Raw genomic sequence first — 19,613 nt, forward strand, 5'->3', positions numbered from 1 at the left:
AGACGGCCGCCCGCCCCGAAAGGCAGTCGGGGCGGACGGCCCGCACCACCCTGCCAGATCCTCTGGCAACACCCCAGCTAGCTAGCTCTCGTCAGGAGACTCTCGATGCGCAGAATGCGCTCCTCGGCGGCGTTCGTCGCCGCGGCCGTGGTGGCCGGCGGTCTGGCCCTCGCCACCCCGGCACTCGCCGACCCCACCCCCGCCGGCACCTTCCGCCAGCTGGTCGGCGTGGGCTCGGACACCACCCAGGACGTGGTCAACGCCCTGGCCGGCGACACCGTCAACGGCAACAGCTACGCCGCCACCGCCGTGAAGTCGGCGAACGGCGCCGGTATCGCCTCGTACGACGCGATCGAGCCCGGCACCGGCTCCACCACGTCCACCATCGTCACCCGCTCCGGCGGTACGGCGTTCACCCGCCCGAACGGCTCCGGCAACGGCCAGAAGGCGCTGTCCGCGTCGCTGACCGGCGACAAGTTCCCGGCCGGCACCGGTACCGTCATCAAGGGCCAGGTCGACTTCGCCCGTTCCTCCGGCGGCCCGTCCACCCTCGGTTCCGCTCTCACCTACGTCCCGATGGCGCGTGACGCGGTCGGTGTCGCGGTCAAGGGCTCCGCCCTGGACTCGCTGACCAAGCAGCAGCTGTTCGAGATCTACTCCGGTTCGCTCACCGAGCTGAACGGCCAGACCCTGCACCCGAAGATCCCGCAGGACGGCTCGGGCACCCGCAAGTTCTTCCTGGCGGCGATCGGCATGTCCACCACGCCGCTCGGTGCGAACGTCCAGGTCGTCCAGGAGAACCAGGCCAACACGGCCCTCACCGAGGACGGCGCGCTCGTCCCGTTCTCCGTCGGTTCCTGGATCGCCCAGAACAACGGCGTCTCCCCCGACTACAGCAAGGCCGCTGCCGCCGCCGGCGGTCACCTGGCCTCCATCACGCTGCCCGGCGACACCGGTGCCACCAGCCCGGTCACCACGGTGAACGGCAAGCTGGCCCCGGTGCAGGCCTACTACGAGAACTCGACGTTCGGCCGTGACGTCTACAACGTCGTCCCGAGCCGCGCGATCGACCCGACCAGCGTCTTCTTCAACAAGGACCTGTACGACATCTTCGTCACCAGCGGCAGCCACACCGCCCAGCTGGCGTCGGAGAGCGCCGAGAAGGTCATCTCGGCCTTCGGCTTCGTCAACGAGCCGTACAACGGCTCCATCAACCTGCAGGCCAAGCACGCCCTGCAGGGTGGCCTGGAGGGCCTCTCCTCCGCCAACACGGTGCCGGCGGCGGCCACCCTGAAGACGACCGTGGGCGACGCGAGCCTGAAGCTGTCCTGGACCGCTCCGGCCGCCACCCCGCTGCCGCTGACCGACTACCGGGTGACGCTGACCGACGCGGACGGCGCGGTCGTCTCCACCAAGGACGTCCCGGCCACCACCACGACGTACTCCTTCCCCGGTCTGGCGACCGGCACCTACACCGCCACGGTCACCGGCTACAACATCGTCGGCGCCGGAGCGGACGCCACCTGGAAGGGTGCGGTCAAGTACACGAGCACCACCAAGGCCACCACCGCCACCACCGCCTACGGCAAGGTCCCGAAGGTCTCCGTCACCGTCGCCGGCTCGCACGGGGTGAAGCCGACCGGCAAGGTCACCGTCAAGGACGGCACCGCCGTCGTCGGCACCGGCACCCTGGACGCGTCCGGCAAGGTCTCCATCGGCCTGTCGAACCACCTCAAGGTCGCCACCCACTCGCTGTCGGTCTCCTACGCGGGCAGCTCCAGCCTGAACGCGTCCTCCGCCCTGGTATCCCTGAAGATCACCAAGGCGACGGCGTCCGTCTCCACCTCGCACCCGACCTCGGTGAGCCACACCGCCAAGGCCAAGGTCACCGTCAAGGTCACCGCCTCCGGCACCACCCCGACCGGCACCGTCCGCATCTACCAGGGCTCCAAGGTCATCGCGACCGGCACCCTGAGCGGCGGCAAGGTCACCGTCACCCTGCCGAAGCTGTCCAAGGGCAAGCACACCCTGCACGCCTTCTACGTCGGTTCCTCGACCGTGAACTCGAAGGCCGGCGCCAACTTCACCATCACCAGCAAGTGACCCTCTGACGGGCCCGCCGGGAGCCCGGACGGCTCCCGGCGGCCCCTCACCTATTCATCCGAAGGAGGCGGGCCGCCATGACCGTCGCCGTACCGACACCGAGACCCCTGGCTCCGGCCGTGCCCCGCAGGCCCGTCCGCAGCCTCACCTTCGTCCGCCACCTCTCGCGCGGCGGACTGCTCAGTCTCGCCGCCCTGCTGCTCGGCATCACCGCCCAGCTGCTGGTGATCAGCGGCGCCCAGGAGCACTCGGCCCAGCACGCCGACTTCGACCAGCTGCGCGAGCAACTGGCGCTCGGCACCGCCCCGGTGGCGCAGACCGGGCAGGACGGCAAGCTGCTGGCGCCCGGTACACCGGTCGCGCTCGTCGAGATACCGAAGCTGGGCCTGAGCCAGGTCATCCTGGAGGGCACCGACTCCTCGGTGCTGACCGACGGTCCCGGTCACCGCCGGGACACCCCGATGCCCGGCCAGGCCGGCACCAGCGTGCTGATGGGCCGGGCGGCGGCCTACGGCGGCCCGTTCGGCACGCTCCCGCGGCTCGCCACCGGTGACACGTTCTCCGTCACCACCGGCCAGGGCAAGGCGAAGTTCCAGGTCATCGACGTCCGGCGGGCCGGCGACCCGGCGCCGACGGCGCTGGCCGCGGGCAAGAGCCGGATCGTCCTCATCACCGCGACCGGCCCGAAGTTCATGCCCTCGGGCGTGCTGCGCGTCGACGCCGACATGGTCTCCGCACCGTTCCAGACCCCGTCGGCCGTGATCCGGGCCGGCACCCTGCCGGGCTCCGAGGAGCCGCTGGCCCGCCCCTCCGGGGTGCCGTGGCCGCTGGTGATGTGGCTGCAGGCGCTGCTCCTCACCGCCGTGGCCGCCGTCTGGACCTGGCACCGCTGGGGCCGCCACCAGACGTGGGTCGTCTTCGCCCCGGTCGTCGCGGTGCTCGGCCTCCAGGTCGCGACGCGGACCACCGAACTGCTGCCGAACCTGCTGTGACCGAGGTGAGTGAAGTGACCGAGACAACCGAAACGACCGTAGTGACCGAGACGACCGAGACCGCCGTGACCCCCGAGATGACCGACACCGCCGTGCTGCCCGCCGCCACCGCCGTGGTGGAAGGCCCCGCGCCCGCCATGCTCGAAGCCCGTGCCGTCTCCGCCTGGTTCGGCTCCCACCAGGTGCTCAGCCAGGTGTCGCTGACCATGCCCGCGGGCGAGGTGACCGCGCTGATCGGCCCGTCCGGCTGCGGCAAGTCCACGTTCCTGCGCACCCTCAACCGGATGCACGAGCTGATCCCGTCGGCGCAGTTCGGCGGCGAGGTCCTCTTCGAGGGCGAGGACATCTACGACCCGTCCTGGCGGCTGACCGACGCCCGCCGCAGGATCGGCATGGTCTTCCAGAAGCCGAACCCGTTCCCGGCGATGTCGATCTACGACAACGTGGTGGCGGGCCTGAAGCTGACCGGCACGAAGGTGACCCGCCGGGAGAAGGACGTCCTGGTCGAGGAGTCGCTGACCCGCGCCGGCCTGTGGAAGGAGGTCCGCGACCGGCTCCGCCAGCCGGGCGGCGCCCTCTCCGGCGGCCAGCAGCAGCGCCTGTGCATCGCGCGGGCCCTCGCGGTCCGGCCCCGGGTCCTGCTCATGGACGAGCCGTGCTCGGCCCTGGACCCCACCTCCACCCGCCGCGTCGAGGAGACCATCCAGGACCTGGCCGGGCAGGTGACGATCGTCATCGTCACCCACAACATGCAGCAGGCGGCGCGGGTCTCCCAGCAGTGCGCGTTCTTCCTGGCGGAGCAGGGCACCCCGGGCGGCATCGTCGAGCACGGCGACACCGAGGCCGTCTTCAACTCCCCGCAGGACCAGCGGACGGCCGACTACGTGGCCGGCCGCTTCGGCTGAGCCCGCCAGCGGGGGTCAGCAGTACGGCGGCTGGTTGGTGAGCGAGGAGGCAACCCGCATCCAGACGCCGAACCGGCGGTAGAGGGCGGGCAGCGGACCACCGGCCTGCACGGTACGGCTGTCCAGGGCCGTCACCCCGGGGATGCCGAGGAGGACGGCGGGGACGGAGGCGGACTGCCGGCGCACCGCGAGCACCGACGCGCCCTCGGGTCCGGCGGGCCGCTTCGGTACGGGCGTCAGGGCCGCGAGCACCCCCTCCTCGATCGCCCGGCGGGCCTCCTCCGCCGGGCGCAGCTCGGCGGCGAACCGGTCCCGGGCCTACTTCACGGGCACGGTGACCACCGATTCCGCCCAGGCCGTCATCTCGGCGCACGCCGCGTCGTCACCCGTGAGGGCCACGACCGGGACGCCGAAAGCCGCGGCGGTGGCGTGCGCGAGCCCGATCTCGCCGGCGGGCCTGCCGTCCAGCCGGATGTCCTCGATCTCGTGGCCCATGAAGCTGTGACCCAGCACACCGGGGGCACCGGCCCGGGAGTGGTAACCGACACATATCGCCGCGTCGTGCTCCGCCGTGAGCCCCTCGCATCATCATCTTCTTGGGCTTGCCGCGCACCAGGCGGGCCGCGGGGTGCAGGTGCTCGGGGAGCAGGTTCCGCATCGGCCCGTGGGCGTCGTTGACCAGCACCTCGGTCGCCCCGGCGGCCACCGCCCCGCGTAGCGCCGCGTTCACGTCCTCGGCCATCATCGACCGGCCGCGGTCGTAGTCCCGGCCGCCGGGCCGCACATCGTCCCGGTCGACGAGCCCGGTGAGGCCTTCCATGTCCACGCTGATGTAGATGCGCACGTCCTGAGGCTGTCCGGACCCTACGTATTGTAGGTTCCCCATCGGCCACGGCGGCTCGTCAGCTCACGGGGGTACTCATGCAGGGCACGGACACGCAGGAGGCGCGGCGCAGCCTCGCCCCCACGGTGGCGGTGCTGGTGGCGAGCCTGCTGGTCGCGGCGGTGGGCGTGTACGAGCTGTCCGGCTTCGGCCTGCACAGCCTCGACCGGCGCCCGCACCTGTTCAGCGACGGGCTGGCGACCGGCGGGGTGATCGTGGCCGCAGTGGCGGCGGGGGCGGCGATCGGAAACCTGGCGTGGATGCTGGCGGCCCGGCGGCGAGTGGAACGGGAACGGGCGCAGGCCCCTCTTGCTCCGTAAGAGGCGGTGCGCCGCTTCACACCGTATTCCGTACCACGGCGGATCGCTCCCCCGCCTCCCACCGTTACCCTACGGACTGTAGGGTCAGCCCTCCGTCAACCCGCTCCCCGTCCCCAAGGTGACCGGTCCCCATGCCCGCACAGCTGTCGACCCTGATCCCGGCCCGCGTCTCCGCCGCCCTCCGCGCCCCCACCGGCGCGTCCGGCGGCGCACTGCCCGGGCTGGCCGCCGACTTCACCGTCTGGTACCTGCGCGTGATCGCCGTACTGAACATAGTGGCGGTGGTCTCGCTCCCGTTCCGCCAGGAGGTCGACGAGCACAACAACGGCCGCATCACTCTGCACCTGCACCGGCAGCACGCGCACCACTCCGGCCAGTTCTTCACCCCGTACCTGGCCACGGCGGGCCTGGTCTCGGCCGCCCTCGCCATCTTCTTCGTGCTGGTGATGCGCCGCCGCAAGCGCGCGGCCTGGGTGGTCAACCTGGTCCTGTCCGCCCCGCTGTTCGCCCTCTACGTCCTCGCCCTCACCCAGCACGAGTACCGCGCCCACGCCTTCAACTGGGTCTCGGCGGCCGTCACCGGCCTCTTCGTGGCCGCGCTGCTGATCAGCCGCCGGGAGTTCAACGCGGTGGGCGACCCGTCGAACCCGAAGACGGCGCTGGCGGTGGGGGCCGCGGGCGTCCTGGTGACCGGCGGCCTGGGCACCCTCCTCGTGCACGCCACGAACAAGGTCCCCGGCGCGACCCTGCCCGACGAGATCGCCTACACCCTGCTGCGGGGTGTCAGCGTCGGCCCGCTCGCCGACCACGTCACCGCGGTGCACGCCCCCCGCTGGGCCGACATCGTCATCAACTTCCTGCTCGCCGCCGCCTTCTGCCTGGTCCTCTTCGCCGGCTTCCGGTCCCCGCGCGGCCGCCGCCTGCTCAGCCCGCAGGACGAGGACCGGCTGCGCGGTCTGCTGGAGCGGCACGGCGCCCGCGACTCCCTCGGCTACTTCGCGCTGCGCCGCGACAAGATGGCGATCTTCTCCCCCACCGGCAAGTCGGCGGTCACCTACCGCGTCGTCGGCGGCGTCAGCCTCGCCTCCGGCGACCCGATCGGCGACCCGGAGGCCTGGCCGGGCGCGATCGACGCCTGGCTGACGGAGGCCCGGCAGCACGCCTGGACGCCGGCCGTCATGGGCGCGAGCGAGGAGGCGGGCACCGTCTACGCCCGGCACGGCCTGGACGCCCTGGAACTCGGCGACGAGGCCATCGTCGACATCGCCGACTTCACCCTGGAGGGCCGTGCGATGCGCGTGGTCCGCCAGGCCCACAACCGGGTCCGGCGCGCCGGTTACACGGTCCGCATCCGCCGTCACGAGGACATCCCGGCCGACGAGATGGCGATGCTCATGGAGCGGGCCGACAGTTGGCGCGACGGTGCCACCGAACGCGGCTTCTCCATGGCCCTCGGCCGCCTCGGCGACCCGGCGGACGGCCGCTGCGTGATGCTGGAGTGCCGGGACGCGGACGACACCCCCCGCGCCCTCCTCAGCTTCGTCCCCTGGGGCGAACAGGGCCTCTCCCTGGACCTGATGCGCCGCGACCGCAACTCCGAGAACGGCCTGATGGAATTCATGGTCGTCGAACTCCTCCTCCGCGCCGCGGAACTGAAGGTCGACCGCGTCTCCCTGAACTTCGCGATGTTCCGCTCGGTCTTCGAACGCGGCTCCCGCCTCGGCGCGGGCCCGGTCCTGCGCCTGTGGCACGCGACCCTCACCTTCTTCTCCCGCTGGTGGCAGATCGAGTCCCTGTACCGCGCGAACGCCAAGTACCGCCCGGTGTGGGAGCCCCGCTACCTGCTCTTCGCCCGCAGCAGCGACATCCCGAGGATCGGGTTGGCGAGCGCCCGGGCGGAGGGGTTCCTGACGGTGCCCTGGGGGAGCTGACGGCGTCCGGGCCACCGCGGCTCAGACGGGCAGTGGCCCGCCCGTGATCCCTCCGCCCACCGTGAACCCGATCACCGCGCCGCCGCCCTCCCGGCGGGAGGCGAAGGGGGCGCCGCGGTGGGCGAGGGCGACCTCGCGGACGATGGAGAGGCCGAGGCCGGAGCCGGGCAGGGAGCGGGCGTCGGCCGCGCGGTAGAAGCGGTCGAAGATGCGGATCAGGTCGCCCTCGGCGATACCGGGGCCGCGGTCGAGGACCTCGACGCGGACCGTGCCGGGCCGGGCGGGGCCGGTCACGCTGATCTCGATGGGGGCCTTGCCGTCGCGGTCGAACTTGGCCGCGTTCTCCACGAGGTTGGAGATCGCCCGCTGCAGCATGCCGGGCCGGCCGTAGGTCGTGGTGTCGCCGGCCGCGCGCAGGACGATCTGGCGTCCGGTCCGGCGCCGGGCCAGCCCTGCCACGTCCTCGGCGATGTCGGCCAGGTCCACGTGCTGCGGGGGCTCGCTGTCGGACTGCCCGGCCGCGAGGTCGACCAGTTCGTTGACCAGGTCGGTCAGCTCGCGCGCCTCCTGGCCGAGGTCGGCGACGAGTTCGTCGCGGGTGGCGGGCGGGAGTTCGTCGATCCGACGGAGCAGGGAGATGTTCGTACGGAGCGAGGTCAGCGGGGTGCGGAGCTCGTGGCCCGCGTCCTGGACCAGGCGCCGCTGGTCCTCCTCCGACTGGGCGAGGCGGCCCAGCATCCGGTCGAAGGCGCGGCCCAGCCGGCCCACCTCGTCCAGTCCCGTCACCGGCACCTGGATACCGAGCTGGCGGGTGCGGGCCACGTTCTCCGCGGCCGCGGTGAGGATCACCAGCCGGCGGGTGATCCGCCGGGCCAGCCACCAGCCGAACAGCCCGGCGGCCACCACCACGGCCGCCATCAGCAGCAGCGTCCGCTGCTGGAGCGCCTGCAGCAGGTCCTCGGTGTCGCTGAACTCCTGCGCCACCTGCACCGCGCCCCGCCCGCCGCCGAGGGCGACCGTGGCGATCCGGAACAGGTCCTCGCCGGCCTGGACGTCCTTGTGCTGGACCGTCTTCCCGGCCTCCGCGGCGGTGGCGGCCGCCCGGTCGGCGGCGGTGACGGGCAGCACCGGGGTGCCGCGGTCGACGATCTCGCCGCGCGCGCCGAGCACCTGGACATCCGTGCGTGCGGGCCGGACCAGGTCATGGCCGGGCTGGGAGGAGGAGAAGTCCTCCGGCACCATCCGGTGCTGCTTGACCTCGTCCTGGACGTCGGAGACGACCTGCGTGAACACCGACTGCTGGTCGACGCGGACCAGCCGGGCGGCGGCGTTGTACGACAGGATGCCGACGACCACCGTGACGGCGGCCGTGACCGCCGCGAAGGAGACGACGAAGGTGGTCCGCAGGGAGACGAGGCCCGGCCGGCGCCGGGCCAGCACCCGGGTGAGCCGCTCCAGCCACTGGAGAGGGCCCACTCAGTCCTCCCGCAGCACGTATCCCACGCCCCGGACGGTGTGGATCAGCTGCGGGGCGCCCGGCTCGTCGAGCTTGCGGCGCAGGTAGCCGACGTAGACGGCGAGGTTCTTGGAACCGGGGCCGAAGTCGTAGCCCCAGATGCGGTCGTAGATCGTGGAGTGGTCGAGGACGATGCCCGCGTTGCGTGCGAGCAGTTCGAGGAGTTCGAACTCGGTGCGGGTCAGCTCCAGCTCGCGCCGGCCGCGCCAGGCCCGGCGGGCCTGGAGGTCCATCCGCAGGCCGGCCGCCTCGACCTGCCGGTCGGAGATCTGGGGCTCCCGGCCGGGCTCGGCGGCGACACCGCCGCCGACGCCGCCACCGCTGCCGCTGCCGCTGCCGCCACCGATGCTGCCGCCGCCGGTGGTCACGGGCGAGGTCCGGCGCAGCAGCGCCCGCAGCCGGGCGAAGACCTCCTCGACGTCGAAGGGCTTGACGACGTAGTCGTCGGCGCCGGCGTCCAGTCCCGCGATCCGGTCGGCGGTCTCCACCAGCGCGGTCAGCATGAGGATCGGGGTACGGTCCCCCTCCGCCCGCAGCACGCGGCAGACCTGGAGGCCGTCGATGCCGGGCATCATCACGTCCAGGACGAGGACGTCGGGGCTGGTGCGGTGGGCGTGCGCCAGGGCCTCCACACCGTCCGCGACCGCCGTCACCTCATAACCCTCCAGGGTGAGGGCCCGCTCCAGGGCGTGGCGGATGGCGCGGTCGTCTTCGGCGAGCAGCACAGTCTGGGGCACCTCCCCAGTCTGCCAAGGCCTCCGGCGGTTCTGCCGGGGTGAGTGGGCCTACGATCACCCTTTTTACCTGCCTCTCACCGTCACAGAAGCAACCGGACGCCGCGATCCGGGTGACGGACCGTGGTCGTTCGGCCGCGGCTGCGTGGGGGTCGCTCGCGCAGTTCCCCGCGCCCCTGACGGGGCGCTGTCGGCGCGTCGGCTCATGGTCGCGGGTGAGTGAGGGCCGGGTTTCGGCCGCGGGTGCGTGGGGGCTGCTCGCGCAGTTCCCCGCGCCCCTGGCGGGGCGCTGTCGGCGCATCCTGCTTCGTAGCCGCGGGTTTGTGAGGGCCGGGTTTCGGCCGCGGGTACGTGGGGGCTGCTCGCACAGTTCCCCGCGCCCCTGACGGGGCGCTGTCGGCGCATCCTGCTTCGTAGCCGCGGGTTTGTGAGGGCCGGGTTTCGGCCGCGGGTGCGTGGGGGCTGCTCGCGCAGTTCCCCGCGCCCCTGGCGGGGCGCTGTCGGCGCATCCTGCTTCGTAGCCGCGGGTTTGTGAGGGCCGGGTTTCGGCCGCGGGTACGTGGGGGCTGCTCGCACAGTTCCCCGCGCCCCTGACGGGGCGCTGTCGGCGCATCCTGCTTCGTAGCCGCGGGTTTGTGAGGGCCGGGTTTCGGCCGCGGGTGCGTGGGGGCTGCTCGCGCAGTTCCCCGCGCCCCTGGCGGGGCGCTGTCGGCGGTGTGGTTGCCCGGGTGTGGGCAGGCTTGGGGTTCGGCGGTGCGGGTGGGGGCGGTGGCAGTGTGCGGGTGCCGGGGGGCGTCGGCGCCCCCCGGCCCGGCTCAGCCGGCCGCGAGCCTCGCCAGTTGTTCTGCGAACGGCACGACCGGCAGCACCTCGGGCTGCTCGGGCACGCTCCGGCGAAGGCCCTGCATCAGCGCCGCCAGTTCCCCGGCCGCCCGCTCGATCCGGCCCTCCAGCCCCTCCGCGCCCCAGTCCTCCGAGGCCGCGTAGACGCCGGTCGGCACGACCACCGCCCGCAGGTACGCGAACATCGGCCGCAGCGCGTGCTCCAGCACCAGCGAGTGCCGTGCCGTACCCCCGGTCGCCGCGATCAGCACCGGCTTGCCCGCCAGCGCGTCCTTGTCGAGCACGTCGAAGAACGACTTGAACAGCCCGCTGTAGGACGCCGTGAACACCGGCGTCACGGCGATCACGCCGTCCGCCCCGCTCACCGCCTCCTGCGCGGCCGCCAGGTTCCGCCCCGGGAACCCGTTGGTGAAGTTGTGCGCGATCTCGACCGCGAGGTCGCGCAGCTCCACCACCTCGACCTCGACCGGGGTCCCGGCCTGCCGGCCGACCGCCGCGGCCAGCCGGTCCGCCAGCAGCCGCGTGGACGACGGCACGCTCAGCCCCGCCGACACGACGACGAGCTTCATACCCCGGCCTCCTTCTTGTCCGTAGCTTCCTGCGAGGCTTCCTCCGAAGCCTTCCCGGCCGCCGCGGCGGCCAGCAGCGAGGCGTGCGTCGGCGCCTCCGGGACGTCCGCCGGACGGCCCTTCGCGAACTCCTTGCGCAGCACCGGCACGACCTCCTCGCCGAGCATGTCGAGCTGCTCCAGGACCGTCTTCAGCGGCAGCCCCGCGTGGTCCATCAGGAACAGCTGGCGCTGGTAGTCACCCGCGTACTCGCGGAAGCCCAGCGTCTTCTCGATCACCTGCTGCGGCGAACCGACCGTCAGCGGCGTCTGGTCCGTGAAGTCCTCCAGGGACGGCCCGTGCCCGTAGACCGGGGCGTTGTCGAAGTACGGCCGGAACTCGCGCACCGCGTCCTGCGAGTTCTTCCGCATGAACACCTGGCCGCCGAGCCCGACGATCGCCTGCTCGGGCGTGCCGTGCCCGTAGTGCGCGTACCGCTTCCGGTAGAACTCGACCATCCGCTTGGTGTGGTCGGCGGGCCAGAAGATGTTGTTGTGGAAGAAGCCGTCACCGTAGTAGGCGGCCTGCTCCGCTATCTCGGGCGAGCGGATCGAGCCGTGCCAGACGAACGGCGGTACGTCGTCCATCGGCCGCGGGGTGGAGGTGAAGCCCTGCAGCGGTGTGCGGAACTTGCCCTCCCAGTCGACGACGTCCTCGCGCCACAGCCGGCGCAGCAGGGCGTAGTTCTCGATGGCGAGGTTGATGCCCTCGCGGATGTCCTGCCCGAACCAGGGGTAGACCGGCCCGGTGTTGCCGCGGCCCATCATCAGGTCCACCCGGCCGTCGGCCAGGTGCTGGAGCATCGCGTAGTCCTCGGCGATCTTCACCGGGTCGTTGGTGGTGATGAGGGTGGTGGAGGTGGAGAGGATCAGCTTCTCCGTCTGCGCGGCGACGTAACCGAGCATCGTGGTCGGCGACGACGGCACGAACGGCGGGTTGTGGTGCTCACCCGTCGCGAACACGTCCAGACCGACCTCCTCGGCCTTCAGCGCGATCGCGACCATCGCCTTGATGCGCTCCCGCTCGCTCGGCGTCCGGCCCGTGGTGGGGTCCGGCGTGACGTCGCCGACCGTGAAGATCCCGAACTGCATGCTCGCTCACCCTCCAGGTTGTTTACGATTCAACTATACCCGCAGAACGAGACCACACCGCCACCTATTCCCACGCCCGCCGACGCGACCGGCGTACCCACCCGCTCCGGAGGGCGCGGCCACCGCGTCACCCCGGACGTCGGCCCTGCCCCGGAGGGGGCCGGTACGGTCGCCGCCGGTACCGGCGGCGACCGCTCAGCGCGCCGCCTGGAAGGCCCGGCCCGCCGCGGTGGCCGCCGTACCGCTCGTGAACAGCCCGCTGCTCGGCTTCGCCGGGTCCGCGCCGAGCCCGAACCACGCGTACCGCTGCACGTACGGCAGCGCGTCGAGCGCCTTCGTGGACGCGGTGACGAAGTCCGCCTGCTGCTGCGCCGACGGGAACCGGGTCCCCTGCGAGAAGTCGATCAGCGCGTACTCCGTCAGCCAGATCGGCTTGTGGTAGCGCGCGTACACCGCCGCCAGGTACGAGGTCAGCTGCTGCACCGCCTGCGGGGTGCGGAAGTCACCGCCGTACCAGTGCAGGGTGATGAAGTCGACCCGGTACCCCTTCGCCTTCGCCCCGGACATGAACCGGTCCAGCCAGCCGCCGGCCGTGTCCCCGCCGTACGCCACCGCCGGGCTGCCCAGCACCTTGCCCGCCGCCATCAGCTTCGGCCACAGCCCGAGCGCCTGATCGACCGTCATGTTCGACTGCTGCGCCATGTCGGGCTCGTTGAAGCCCAGCAGGTACGGCCCCGCCGCCCGCGCCTGCGCCAGCGCCGAGGCGGTGACGGACGCACCGCCCCAGATCATCGGCACGAAGGAGGCCGCGGACGGCGTCGTCACGCCCTGGTGCTGGGTGTTCCAGGTGTAGTACCAGCTCGCCCCGCTCGCGGCGAGCGCCTGGCTCACGCCGTTGAACGTCCAGACCCCGACGCCCTTCTTCGCGCCGGAGACCACCGGCACCGCAGCCGCGGCGTGCTTCGAGGGGGACGGGTCGGCGGACGCCTTCGGGGAGGCGCTGCGGCTGGGGGAGGGCGAGGGGGACGCGGAGTGCGTCGGGCCCGGGCTCCGGCTCGGGGACGCGACGGCCACCGGCGTCGGCGGCGGGGCGGTGTCCGCGGCCGGGGCGGACGGGCCCGCCGTCATCCGGGCCGCGACCAGGGCGACCGCCACGACGACCGCGACCGCCGCCGAACCGCCCACGACCGCCTGCCTGCCCGCGAGGTGCCGGCCGGCCCGCTTGACCGCCCGCCGGCCCGCACGCCCGTGCCGCCCCCGCGGCGACCGGCCCCCACCACCGGCATCGGCGGCCCCGGTCGCATGGGACCCGGTGAGGTGGGACGCACCGGCACGGGCCCCGGTGACATGGGCCACCACCCGCGCCGGGTCGAGGCCCGCCGGCACGGCCACCAGCGGCAGACCGCTCAGCAGCCGGTCCATCGGCAGCAGCCCCCGCTCCAGGCCCGCGCACACCCCGCAGCCGCGTATGTGACGCCCGAACCGCTTGCGCCACAACGGGCTCGGCGTGCCGTCCCACGGCGCGGCGATCCCGTCCAGCTCGGCGCAGCGCGGGTCCGCCGTCAGCCCCCGCACCACCCCCCGCGAGACCTCCATCTGCCTCTTCATCCGCTGCACCCGCACCGCCGCATGCCGGTCCGACAGCCCCAGCGCACCGGCGAGTTCGGCACGCTCCAGGTCGCCGGTCTCCTCCAGCCACCACAGGGACAGCAGCTCCTGGTCGTCCGGGTCGAGCCAGCGCGTCGCCTCCGCGACCTCGCGGCGCTGCTCGGTCAGGCCCAGCCGCAGGATGGTCAGCCCGGCGAAGTCGAGCGCCGGGTCGGTGATCGTCTCCGCGTCGTCCAGGTGCGCCCGGCGGTCCCGGTCCGCGGCCCGCGACTGCTCCCGGTCGCGCACCTGCCGGATCGTGATGGCGACGAGCCACGACCGGAACGCGGACGGGTCCCGCAGCTTCTCCAGCCCCCGCACCATGCGCAACAGCGTCTCCTGAACGACGTCGTCGACGTCGGCATGACCGTTCAGGGCCCGGCCGACGATGTTGTAGACCAGCGGCAGACACGCGGTCACCAGGTGTTCCAGGGCCGCTCTGTCCCCCGCACGGGCGGCCGTCACCACGCCGGGGTCGGGTCCGCTCCGATGGTTCTGGGTCATGTGGGTCTGTTCCTCCGCGCAGAGTCCGGCTGTCGGAACGGAGACCCCGCGCGGGACGTGGGGACAACAGAAAACCGGCGAGTCGGCTTCGCGATTTGTGTTGTACGGCCCCCACCGAGGAGGTCACCGAAGGGCAGGCACACATCAGGTACCGCCCGAGGAAGGCACCAGGATGGCACGAGGACGCAGGAGACACGGCGCGAGACCACCGCGACGCCGCTGGTGGTACGCCGGCGCGGCCGCCCTCGCGACGGCCGCCACCGTGATCGTCACCTACGGCATGTGGACACCGGCCGGAACCCCCACCGCGCACCCGGACCGCCGCCCGGCCGCCGCCCTCCCCACGGGCCCGTCGGACACCGCGCTCGCCTCCTCCTCACCTTCGTCGTCACCTTCGTCGTCACCGTCGCCGTCACCGAGCCACCGCCCGTCCCCCTCCGCGTCGACCCACCCCGGGCCGTCGGCATCGGCGAAGACCCCGGCCGCCCCCGCCACCACCGTCCGGGCCGGACAGCCCACCGCCGCCCCCGCCGGCCAACGCCTGATCACCGTCGTCAACAGGACCCGGCAGACGGTGTGGGCGGTCGTCACCAACACCGCCGTCTACCCGGCCGGCCGCAGACTCGCCCCCGGCCAGAGCCTCTCGGTGACCGTCGCCGACAACTGGGGCGGCCGTATCTGGGGCCGTACCGGATGCACCGGCACGGCCGCGGGCGTCTGCGCCTCCGGCGACTGCACCAGTGTCTGCAGCGGCGGCAACCCGCCCACCACCCTCGGCGAGTTCACCTTCGACGCCTACGCGGGCATGGACTTCTACGACGTGAGCATGGTCGACGGTGCCAACCTGCCCATGTACATCAACGTCTCCCACACCACGACCACCGACCCGGTCAGCGCCTCCGGCTGCTACCGGGGCACCTGCACCACGGACGTCGACTGCCCCAAGGCCATGCAGGCCCTCTCCGGCGGCACGGAGACCGGCTGCAAGCCGCCCTGCGCGGCGTTCGGCGGCGACACCTACTGCTGCCGCGGCGCCTGGGCGGGCCGCGAGAACTGCGTCCCCGCCAAGTGGCCGGTGGACTACACCCAGGTCTTCAAGCGGGCAGCGCCCTACGCCTACTCCTACGCCTTCGACGATGGGGCGACCATGCCCTGCAAGGGCGCCTGCTACTACCGGGTGACCTTCGGGACGACGGCCGACTCCACCTGAGCGGCGCGGCCGGGGGCGGTCGGCCGTTCACCCGGACGGCCCGCGCACGGGGACACGCCGACGGGTCTCCTCGACGCTGGAATCCCGGGCGTCGTCCGACGCTCCCGCCCCCGAAGGACCGGCATGCACATATCCCGCTCCTCCCACCCCTCCCGCACGTCCGGCAAGCCCCGCCGCACCGCGCAGGCCGCCCGCTGGGGCGCCGCACTGCTGGCGCTGTCGGGCACCACCTCCGTCCTGGTCCCGGTGACGGCCCAGGCCGGCGGTCCGGCCGGCGACCCAGGCCGGGAGAAGCCCACCATCGTGCTCCTGCACGGCGCCTTCGCCGACGCGTCGAGCTGGGACGGCGTCGTGCAGCGGCTCCAGCAGAACGGCTACACCGTGGCCGCACCAGCCAACCCGCTGCGCGGCGTCGCCCAGGACTCGGCCTACCTCGCGAGCTTCCTGAAATCCATCACGGGACCGATCATCCTGGTCGGCCACTCCTACGCCGGGGAGGTGATCTCGCAGGCCGCCGTCGGAAACGACAACGTCAAGGCCCTCGTCTACATCAACGCGATCATGCCCGACAAGGGAGAGTCGCAGGCCACCCTCGCCGCGAAGTTCGCCCCCGCGCCCCTCACCAAGGCCCTCAAGGCGGTGCCCTTCCAGGCCGGTGCCGGCACCGCCGGCACGGACCTGTACATCCAGCCGGACAAGCTGCGCCAGGTCTTCGCCGCGGACCTGCCCACCAGCCGGACCACCGTCATGGCAGCCACCCAGCGCCCGGTCGCGATGTCGGCGTTCACCGACAAGCTCACCGGCGCCGCCTGGCGCACCAAGCCCGTGTACGCCCTCGTCGGCAGGCAGGACATGGCGATCAACCCGGCCCTGGAGCTGTTCGAGGCGAAACGCGCGCATGCCCGGAGGACGGTGGAGATCAACTCCTCGCACGTGTCCCTCATCTCCCACCCGCAGGCGGTCAAGGACCTGATCACCGAGGCCGCCGAGGACTACATGTGGAAGTAGGCCGTCGCGCCTAGGGCCGCTCGTACGTGCCGTACATCGTCGCCCGCGCGAGCGCGTGGCCGAACAGGAGGAAGTCGAGGTAGGCGGGGGTCGTCGACTCCGACACCGCCAGCTCCTCGGCGTCGACGGCGTGCACCACGAGGAAGTAGCGGTCCGGGCCGTTGCCCGGCGGCGTCGCCGGGCCGAGGTACCTGCGGTAGCCGGCGTCGTTGACCAGCGTCACCGCCGCGCCGGGCAGCGGCCCACCGTCTCCGGCACCGGCGGGCAGGCCGGTCACGGAGGCGGGCAGGTTGGCCACCGCCCAGTGCCAGAACCCCGAGGCGGTGGGCACGTCGGGGTCGAACATCGCCACCGTGAAACTCCGCGTCCCGGCGGGAAACCCGGACCAGCTCAGCTGCGGCGAGATGTCCTCCCCGCCCGCACCGAGAATGCCGCTCACCTGCTCCCGGGCCAGTTCCCCGCCATCGGCAACGGATTCCGAGGCCACCGAGAAGACCCTGATCGGCGGCAGGAAATCATAGGGACCATAGGGTCTGATCATGGCAGTCCCTCGACATCGCGGGCGCCGGCATCACGCTCACCCGAAGACGATGACCTGGCGTCCGACGACGTCACCGTGGCCCAGGGCGTCCAGGTTCTCGTTGATGTCCTCCAGCGCGACCTTGGTCACGTTGTGCTTGACGAGGCCGGCCTCGGCGAGCGACAGGACCTCGACGAGGTCCAGGTGGTTGCCCCAGAACGACCCGAGGTAGGACAGCTCGGTGCCCACGAACGGGAACTGCCGGTGCTCGACGCGCTGGCTCATCAGGCCGACGGCCACGAGCGCGCCCTCGGGGCCCAGCAGGTCGAAGCCCATGGAGATGGACGGCTCACTGCCGACGCAGTCCAGGATGGCGTCGATCGTCCGGCGGCCGGTCAGTCTCTCCAGCTCGTCCTGGATGGCCTCCGTGGACCTGTTGCGCACGTTGATCCCGTGGTCCGCGCCGTTCTCCCTCGCCACGTCCAGCTTGCTGTCGGTGCGCGCCAGTGCCACCACGGTCGCACCGCCGCCGAGCAGCTTCGCGTACTGGATCGCATAGCTGCCGAGCCCGCCGATGCCCGTGACCGCGACGGTCCGCCCGGGACCGAGCTTGCCCGCGTCCCGGAGCTTGCGCATCCCCCGGTACGGGGTCATGCCCGCGTCGGTCATCGGGGCGAGGAGCTCCGGCGCCCGCGCCGCCTCCTCCGAGACCGGGATCGCGTGCCGGCACTCCACGGCCATGTACTCGGCGAACCCGCCCGGCGGACCGAACCCCACCCACCGGCCGTCACCGCTGCACAGCTGTTCGTTGCCCTCCCGGCACTGCCGGCACGTGCCGTCCCCCCAGCTGGGGTTCACCACGACCATGTCGCCCTCCGAGTAGCCCACCGTCGCGGGCACCCCGGTGCCGAGTCCCGCCACCCGGCCCGTGACCTCGTGGCCCGGGATGTAGGGCAGGTCGACCGGGAACGGCCCCTCGAAGTAACCGTTGAGGAGCTGGTAGTCGCTGCGGCACATACCGGTCGCGGCAACCTTCAGGAGGATCTCTTCCGGCCCGGGCTCGGGCATCGGGACCTCTTCGACCCGGAGCGGTTCCTTGTATCCGTGCATCCGGGCCGCCCGCATCTGCGTCATGGCTGTCTCACTCTCGCCGACCAGCACAAAAGCGGCTCGGTGCGTGCGGCACGGGCAGGAAACGGGTCCCGGCGCCGGTCACCGCGGCCGCCGCTTCGGACCCCACCATGGTCGCGCGCCCGCGCCTGCCACGCATCCGGTGCCGCCGCATTCACTGGTGGTGCAAATGGGTGAATTGCTGGACTTGTCGGCCCGCCATACGTTGGATCCATGGCTATCGCAACGACGAGTCCGGTGACCGGTGAGGTCCTCAGGAGGTTCGACGAACTGACCCCCGAGGAACTCGAGGACAAGCTCGCCCGGGCAGCGGCCGCGGCCGCCTCGTACCGGCTGACGAGCGTCGAGGAGCGGGCGGAGTGGCTGCAGCACGCCGCGGACCGCCTGGAGAAGGAGGTCGAGAGCGTCAGCGAAATGATCACCACCGAGATGGGCAAGACCTTCCGGGCGGCGGAGCAGGAAGTGGTCAAGTGCGTCCACGGGCTGCGCTATTACGCCAACGAGGGGCCCGCGTTCCTGCGGGACCTGGAGGGCGACGGCGAACGCGTGGGCGCGCGGCAGACGTTCGTCACGTACCAGCCGATCGGTGTCGTCCTCGCGGTGATGCCCTGGAACCTGCCGCTGTGGCAGGCCATGCGGTTCGCCGCGCCCGCGCTCACGGCGGGCAACGTGGGCCTGCTCAAGCACGCCTCGAACGTGCCGCAGTGCGCGCTCTTCCTGGAGGACCTCTTCCGCGAGGCGGGCTTCCCCGACGACGTGTTCCAGACCCTCCTGATCTCCTCGGGGCGGGTGGAACAGGTGCTGCGCGACCCGCGGGTGGCCGCCGCGACCCTGACCGGCAGCGAACCGGCCGGACGCTCGGTGGCCGCCATCGCCGGCGACGAGATCAAGAAGGTGGTCCTCGAACTCGGCGGCTCCGACCCCTTCATCGTCATGCCCTCCACCGACCTGGACCGGGCCACCGACGTCGCGGTCCGGGCGCGGACCCTGAACAACGGCCAGTCCTGCATCAACGGCAAGCGCTTCTACGTGCACGAGGCCATCGGGGACGCGTTCATCGAGATGTTCGTCGCCAAGATGGGCGCACTGGTGGTCGGCGACCCGATGGACGCGGGCACCGACGTCGGACCGCTGGCCACCGAGTCCGGCCGGCAGGACGTGGAAGCCTACGTCGAGGACGCCGTCGCCAAGGGCGCGACCGTCCTGGTCGGCGGCGAACGCCCCGACGGGCCCGGCTGGTTCTACCCGCCCACCGTCCTGACCGGCATCACCCCGCGGATGCGGATGTACCACGAGGAGGTCTTCGGCCCGGTGGCCCAGGTCTGGACGGTCTCCTCCCTGGAGGAGGCCCTTCGGGAGGCGAACGGCCACCCCTACGGCCTCGGCTCGAACCTGTGGAGCGAGGACGAGGCCGAACGCGAGCTGTTCGTCCGCGACATCCAGTCCGGCATGGCCTTCGTCAACGGCAACACCACCAGCTACCCCGAGATCCCCTTCGGGGGCGTCAAACGCAGCGGCTACGGACGCGAGTTGTCCGACCTCGGCATGCGGGAGTTCATGAACGCCAAGACCGTCTGGATCGGGCAGGACACCGCCTGACCGGACGGCCGGGACAGCAGCGACAGCCGGAAGCACCCGGTCCGCCACGTGGGCCCCGTCCGCCGCGT

General features: G+C 72.3%; 15 protein-coding genes and 1 pseudogene. 8 read left to right on the forward strand and 8 right to left on the reverse strand.

The features are described from left to right. The first annotated feature begins 105 nt into the window (after nt 1-105). From AB0472_RS33520 to pstB, 3 genes are all read left to right on the forward strand, one after another. Nucleotides 106-2,103: an Ig-like domain repeat protein gene (locus AB0472_RS33520; RefSeq protein WP_366362082.1), complete on the forward strand. Its 1,998-nt coding sequence runs from the start codon at nt 106-108 to the stop codon at nt 2,101-2,103. A gap of 77 nt (nt 2,104-2,180) precedes the next feature. Then, complete coding sequence (locus AB0472_RS33525; RefSeq protein WP_366362084.1) at nt 2,181-3,095, forward strand: sortase; 915 nt, start codon at nt 2,181-2,183, stop codon at nt 3,093-3,095. 137 nt (nt 3,096-3,232) lie between these two features. Further along, entirely contained in the window at nt 3,233-4,000 is a 768-nt protein-coding gene (gene pstB, locus AB0472_RS33530) for a phosphate ABC transporter ATP-binding protein PstB (protein WP_366362149.1), read from the forward strand. Between the two features lie 15 nt (nt 4,001-4,015). On the opposite strand, the pseudogene AB0472_RS33535 reads toward pstB, so the two are convergent. Further along, nucleotides 4,016-4,844 (reverse strand): annotated as a pseudogene (locus AB0472_RS33535) (M55 family metallopeptidase). Nucleotides 4,845-4,921: 77 nt separating this feature from the next. Between AB0472_RS33535 and AB0472_RS33540 the strand changes: the two are divergent. Together AB0472_RS33540 and AB0472_RS33545 are read left to right on the forward strand one after the other, a co-directional pair. After that, nucleotides 4,922-5,203, forward strand: coding sequence for a hypothetical protein (locus AB0472_RS33540; protein WP_366362086.1), 282 nt, complete (start codon nt 4,922-4,924; stop codon nt 5,201-5,203). 131 nt (nt 5,204-5,334) lie between these two features. Further along, the gene (locus AB0472_RS33545) at nt 5,335-7,134 is read left to right on the forward strand and encodes a phosphatidylglycerol lysyltransferase domain-containing protein (protein ID WP_366362088.1); all 1,800 of its coding nucleotides are present in this window, start codon (nt 5,335-5,337) and stop codon (nt 7,132-7,134) included. A gap of 21 nt (nt 7,135-7,155) precedes the next feature. On the opposite strand, the gene AB0472_RS33550 is transcribed toward AB0472_RS33545, so the two are convergent. The 5 genes from AB0472_RS33550 to AB0472_RS33570 all read right to left on the reverse strand — a co-directional run bounded on the left by AB0472_RS33550 (nt 7,156) and on the right by AB0472_RS33570 (nt 14,077). After that, entirely contained in the window at nt 7,156-8,610 is a 1,455-nt protein-coding gene (locus tag AB0472_RS33550) for a HAMP domain-containing sensor histidine kinase (protein WP_366362090.1), read from the reverse strand. Then, nucleotides 8,611-9,387, reverse strand: a complete 777-nt coding sequence (locus AB0472_RS33555) for a response regulator transcription factor (protein ID WP_366362092.1) — start codon at nt 9,385-9,387, stop codon at nt 8,611-8,613. A gap of 812 nt (nt 9,388-10,199) precedes the next feature. Beyond that, nucleotides 10,200-10,796 carry an FMN reductase gene (locus AB0472_RS33560; RefSeq protein ID WP_366362094.1) on the reverse strand — a complete coding sequence of 199 codons (597 nt, stop codon included), beginning with the start codon at nt 10,794-10,796 and terminating at the stop codon, nt 10,200-10,202. Next, nucleotides 10,793-11,926: an LLM class flavin-dependent oxidoreductase gene (locus AB0472_RS33565; RefSeq protein ID WP_366362096.1), complete on the reverse strand. Its 1,134-nt coding sequence runs from the start codon at nt 11,924-11,926 to the stop codon at nt 10,793-10,795. Before AB0472_RS33565 ends, AB0472_RS33560 begins: the two co-directional genes overlap by 4 nt. 195 nt (nt 11,927-12,121) lie before the next feature. Further along, a complete protein-coding gene (locus tag AB0472_RS33570; RefSeq protein ID WP_366362098.1) occupies nt 12,122-14,077 on the reverse strand; it encodes a sigma-70 family RNA polymerase sigma factor in 1,956 nt (651 codons plus the stop codon). 172 nt (nt 14,078-14,249) lie between these two features. Between AB0472_RS33570 and AB0472_RS33575 the strand changes: the two genes are divergently transcribed. Together AB0472_RS33575 and AB0472_RS33580 are read left to right on the forward strand one after the other, a co-directional pair. Continuing rightward, on the forward strand, nt 14,250-15,287 hold the full coding sequence (locus AB0472_RS33575; RefSeq protein ID WP_366362100.1) for a thaumatin family protein: 1,038 nt from the start codon (nt 14,250-14,252) through the stop codon (nt 15,285-15,287). A 123-nt stretch (nt 15,288-15,410) separates the two neighbouring features. Then, on the forward strand, nt 15,411-16,295 hold the full coding sequence (locus AB0472_RS33580; RefSeq protein WP_366362102.1) for an alpha/beta fold hydrolase: 885 nt from the start codon (nt 15,411-15,413) through the stop codon (nt 16,293-16,295). 10 nt (nt 16,296-16,305) lie between these two features. Here AB0472_RS33580 and AB0472_RS33585 read toward each other — a convergent pair whose 3' ends face one another. Together AB0472_RS33585 and AB0472_RS33590 are read right to left on the reverse strand one after the other, a co-directional pair. Next, nucleotides 16,306-16,836 (reverse strand): YbhB/YbcL family Raf kinase inhibitor-like protein, encoded by a 531-nt coding sequence (locus tag AB0472_RS33585; protein ID WP_366362104.1) that lies wholly within the window; start codon nt 16,834-16,836, stop codon nt 16,306-16,308. A gap of 36 nt (nt 16,837-16,872) precedes the next feature. Next, nucleotides 16,873-17,949 (reverse strand): NAD(P)-dependent alcohol dehydrogenase, encoded by a 1,077-nt coding sequence (locus tag AB0472_RS33590; RefSeq protein ID WP_366362106.1) that lies wholly within the window; start codon nt 17,947-17,949, stop codon nt 16,873-16,875. A 210-nt stretch (nt 17,950-18,159) separates the two neighbouring features. On the opposite strand from AB0472_RS33590, the gene AB0472_RS33595 reads away from it, so the two are divergent. Continuing rightward, nucleotides 18,160-19,545, forward strand: coding sequence for an NADP-dependent succinic semialdehyde dehydrogenase (locus tag AB0472_RS33595; protein ID WP_366362108.1), 1,386 nt, complete (start codon nt 18,160-18,162; stop codon nt 19,543-19,545). Nucleotides 19,546-19,613: the final 68 nt, after the last annotated feature.

Origin of the sequence: Streptomyces sp. NPDC086777 (assembly GCF_040702065.1) — a bacterium.
In the GTDB taxonomy this organism is placed as follows: Bacteria; Actinomycetota; Actinomycetes; order Streptomycetales; family Streptomycetaceae; genus Streptomyces.

Coding starts and splice junctions, on each gene's coding strand:
- AB0472_RS33580 (WP_366362102.1), top strand. CDS start 15,411: ATGCACATATCCCGCTCCTCCCACCCCTCCCGCACGTCCGGCAAGCCC.
- AB0472_RS33595 (WP_366362108.1), top strand. CDS start 18,160: ATGGCTATCGCAACGACGAGTCCGGTGACCGGTGAGGTCCTCAGGAGG.
- AB0472_RS33585 (WP_366362104.1), bottom strand. CDS start 16,836: ATGATCAGACCCTATGGTCCCTATGATTTCCTGCCGCCGATCAGGGTC.
- AB0472_RS33575 (WP_366362100.1), top strand. CDS start 14,250: ATGGCACGAGGACGCAGGAGACACGGCGCGAGACCACCGCGACGCCGC.
- AB0472_RS33590 (WP_366362106.1), bottom strand. CDS start 17,949: ATGACGCAGATGCGGGCGGCCCGGATGCACGGATACAAGGAACCGCTC.
- AB0472_RS33560 (WP_366362094.1), bottom strand. CDS start 10,796: ATGAAGCTCGTCGTCGTGTCGGCGGGGCTGAGCGTGCCGTCGTCCACG.
- AB0472_RS33545 (WP_366362088.1), top strand. CDS start 5,335: ATGCCCGCACAGCTGTCGACCCTGATCCCGGCCCGCGTCTCCGCCGCC.
- pstB (WP_366362149.1), top strand. CDS start 3,233: ATGCTCGAAGCCCGTGCCGTCTCCGCCTGGTTCGGCTCCCACCAGGTG.
- AB0472_RS33570 (WP_366362098.1), bottom strand. CDS start 14,077: ATGACCCAGAACCATCGGAGCGGACCCGACCCCGGCGTGGTGACGGCC.
- AB0472_RS33520 (WP_366362082.1), top strand. CDS start 106: ATGCGCAGAATGCGCTCCTCGGCGGCGTTCGTCGCCGCGGCCGTGGTG.
- AB0472_RS33565 (WP_366362096.1), bottom strand. CDS start 11,926: ATGCAGTTCGGGATCTTCACGGTCGGCGACGTCACGCCGGACCCCACC.
- AB0472_RS33540 (WP_366362086.1), top strand. CDS start 4,922: ATGCAGGGCACGGACACGCAGGAGGCGCGGCGCAGCCTCGCCCCCACG.
- AB0472_RS33525 (WP_366362084.1), top strand. CDS start 2,181: ATGACCGTCGCCGTACCGACACCGAGACCCCTGGCTCCGGCCGTGCCC.